This window comes from Flavobacteriales bacterium (genome assembly GCA_013214975.1).
In the GTDB taxonomy this organism is placed as follows: domain Bacteria; phylum Bacteroidota; class Bacteroidia; order DT-38; family DT-38; genus DT-38.
In genome coordinates, this window is the sequence record JABSPR010000392.1 from 1 (window position 1) to 3,752 (window position 3,752).

Genomic DNA, 3,752 nt, shown 5'->3' on the forward strand with positions numbered 1-3,752 from the left:
AAGGTTCCGTCCATTTATCAAACATGACTTATCGTGCGAATGTGCATCGTTATGTCCATTTATTTCTGATTGTTTCGATTCTATATAGCCCCTTAACAACTCATACTTTTTGTAGTATTCTAACCGCTCCTCCGTGCAAAATTTAACGCTCGTCATATCAATATTTAAAGACCTCTTTATCCTTCTTCCCTTTGCATCCGACATTCCCCTCCAGTTCTGAAAAGAGTCTGCAATAAATGAATAGGTAGGAATTGTTGAAATTGTTTTATCCCAATTTTGAATTTTAACTGTGTTTAACGAGATCCCAATAACGTCGCCATCGGCACCATACTTAGGCATAGAAACCCAGTCTCCTACCCTTACCATATCGTTCGAAGAAAGCTGAATGCTGGCAACCAATCCTAAAATGGTATCCTTAAATACCAACATTATAACGGCTGTAAGAGCACCTAAAGCACCCAACAACGTCATTGGATCTTTACCCAATAAGACAGACGAAATAAGGATAGCCGCAATTACAAAAACAATAATCCTCACCAATTGCACATAACTGCCAAGTGGCTTATCCTTAAAGTATACTATGCGCTGACTTACCTCTTCAATAGCTTTGAGCGTTTTGCTTATTACGGAGATTATAACCATAACAATTAAGACCTTAACTGCGATCGATACAATAGGAATTAATACTTGAAAATTTGAAAAAACAGGTTCAGCTAAGTACTTTATAATTATTAAAGGAACAAGTGCTGAAAGAGATTGAAACACTTGTTGATCTAAAAAAATATCGTCCCAATCGTTCTTGGTTTTCTTAATAAACGACTGAATTCCTTTAACAATAATTCTTTTTGAAATCCAATTCGCAATTACACAAATTACAAGAAGTAACAACAGGTCAAAACTCAATAAAATGTAATGTGCCATTTCGATCCCCATACCCTTCTCTAAAAGAAAGTTTTGTATCCAAGCGTCAAGATTTATTAATCCGTTAATCATTCGTGTTTATTTTAGATGCATAAAATTAAGTTTTATTGTACACTTAAGTTCTTAGTAGATAAACACTGAACCTCTATCGGTATAAAATGCATCTAATAGAAATAACCAAACTGCGTATTGTGTTTAACGTAAACATAGCTACCATTGCTAAATATGTTTAGTAATTTCATAAACTATGAATAGACATAAACTTGCGACTCAGTGTTGCATTACTTTCTTACTCGTACTATTCTTTTCGATAGTTGGCACTTCATCTTTTTCTCAAAACGATGATATGGCACGCGCTGCTTATGAAAATAAAGTTCTAAAAACTCAACTTAGAAAAGCCAGAAGAGCCCTGGCAAATAGAAAATGGGATAGGGCAATCTTTCATTACCAAGCCGTAAACGAAATCGATAGTTTGAATGAAGATTATTCCTATGAATTAGGAATAGCATTTTACAATTCTACGCTTCAACAACCAGATTGCATCGATGTTTTTGAAAGAACTCTTCGACTTAGCTCTAATGATTCCCTAGGAACACCGTACTACTTCTTAGGCAAGACGTACCATTTAATTGGTAATTTCGAAAAAGCAATACAAAATTACAATTCGTTCCGAAAACTATTAGTTAATGGCTATTTCAGGTATTACAAACTAATCGAAGTAATGGGAGATTGGGGTGTGCGAGAAAGTATCAAGATTTATGTAAAAATGATTGATGACGAAATAATACGATGCAAACATGGATTAGAATTTAAAGACCCAAAGGATAAAAACTGGAAGGCAGTAAACCTCGGAAGTAAAGTAAACTCTAGATATCCCGATTATGCGGCTGTATTTAGTCCTGATGAGAAAAAATTAATCTATACCTCGCGTAAAACAGGAACCGTTGGAGGACGAAAACATCACGACAATATTCCTTTCGAAGATATTTACGTAGCTGATATTATTGATAGTGTTACATGGTCTAATCCGATACACATTGACGAATCAGATTTATTCAAGAATATTAAAATGAATACGCGTAAGAATGAATCTATGATTGGATTCGACAAAAAAGGCAACAAGGCATATATAATGCGGAAAAACGATATAATGCAGACCAACCTTGTTGATTCCCAATGGAGCAAACCTAAAAAGATGACTTCAGGAGCCGTTAACTCAAAGGCATTTGAACCAAGCATGTATTTTTTCACGGAAGAAAACAGTTTCTATTTTTCCAGTGATCGAAAAGGAGGATATGGTGGATTAGACATATACAAATCAACCAAAGATCAGGATGGTGCGTGGGGCAAGCCACATAATTTAGGTCCACAGATTAATACCGAACATGACGAAGACAGCCCCTTCTTCAGTAAAGGAAGCGAGACCCTTTATTTCTCATCCAAAGGACATGAAAACATAGGTGGCTTTGACATCTTTAGTTCTACTAAAAAAAATCAAAAGTGGACAAAACCGCATAATCTTGGACCACCGTTCAATTCACCGGCATCCGACATATTTTATCAAGTGGACGATGAGGAAGTTTTTGCGTACTTCTCTTCATCACGAATAGGAGGATTTGGAGGAATGGACTTATATAGTGTTATGCTAAAATACCCTCGAAAGAACTCTACAATACAGCTCGTCGCCATGGGTAACAAGGGGTTAGACCTTGATAATTTAGAAATCGCCTATTTGAATTTAGATACTATAGAAGATCCTATAAAGTTTAATCTAGAGAATGGGATAGGTAAAATATCATTGCGTACTAAAACACACTATAAGATGATTATCAAACAAGATAGTCTTGTTGCGCAATCCCAAGAATTTTACATTCCTCCTCAATATTCTCTTTATGATAACTACCAAGAAGTTGTTCTCGACTACTCGGGGGTTAATAGAAACGAGGGAGGCATTCAGAAAGCTACCTTTAAAAATGCATTTATGAATCTTAAGGATTCAATCGCTGAAAAAGGAGGAGATACTTTACCTCAAAACCTTTTACCCTCAATAACTAACTATGTAAGTTCGCTAAAACCGAATGGCAAAAACGCCTTCCAGGAAATTACACGTATGGCGCTTTACAGTATTGAAGAGCCTTCTATAGCTGCCTTTATCGATGAACGAGATTTAGCCGAAGTTAAAAATCCAGATCTGAAAATAGTCCGGATCAAAAGAGAAAAACAAGACTCCATAAAATCATCAAAATCTAAAATAAAAACAGATCAAGATACTTTGAACGAATACATTCTTCCCGTTATCTATTTCAACTTTGCAAGTAGCATGTTGTTGGAAACGGAACTCGGCAAAATTGACGAATTGGCTAACTATTTAAAAAACAACAAATCGATTTCGATTAAGATATCAGGTAGCACAGATGATATGGGTTCTTTGGAATACAACAAATCTCTTTCTTCCGACAGAATACGTTCTATCGTAAATCTTCTTGAAACCAAAGGAATTAACTCCTCAAGAATTACTCAAATAAGTTTAGGAGAAGAAAAACCGTTTGGTGACAATACCTCTGAAGCAGGTAGAAAGATGAATAGGTCTGTTCATTTCGAATTTATTTCAAAATGATGACTAGCGTTGATATTCAAAAAGACATCTGCAATAAATGTGGGGCACCAAACGACTGTGGTTCTTCCGAATGTTGGTGCAGCCAATACCCTCCTATTTTAATTGCCGACCTCAAAAAAAGTTGTTTATGTAATCAATGCATGCACGTGGAGGTTAAAGAAAAAATTAAGGAATTCTTAACAGACTTAACGCCTAAGAAGAAAGAAGAAATAAA

Annotated in this window: 3 protein-coding genes; 2 read left to right on the forward strand and 1 reads right to left on the reverse strand. The window is 35.6% G+C overall.

What is annotated here, in order from left to right:
- Positions 1-993, reverse strand: a 993-nt coding sequence (locus HRT72_12325; GenBank protein ID NQY68490.1) for a mechanosensitive ion channel, incomplete at its 3' end; no start/stop codon positions are given.
- Between the two features lie 175 nt (positions 994-1,168).
- Here HRT72_12325 and HRT72_12330 point away from each other — a divergent pair.
- Both HRT72_12330 and HRT72_12335 read left to right on the forward strand, forming a co-directional pair.
- Positions 1,169-3,538 (forward strand): OmpA family protein, encoded by a 2,370-nt coding sequence (locus tag HRT72_12330; GenBank protein NQY68491.1) that lies wholly within the window; start codon positions 1,169-1,171, stop codon positions 3,536-3,538.
- A partial coding sequence (locus HRT72_12335) for a hypothetical protein (protein ID NQY68492.1) occupies positions 3,535-3,752 on the forward strand: 218 nt, incomplete at its 3' end. The genes HRT72_12330 and HRT72_12335, both read left to right, overlap by 4 nt.

Coding starts and splice junctions, on each gene's coding strand:
- HRT72_12330 (NQY68491.1), top strand. CDS start 1,169: ATGAATAGACATAAACTTGCGACTCAGTGTTGCATTACTTTCTTACTC.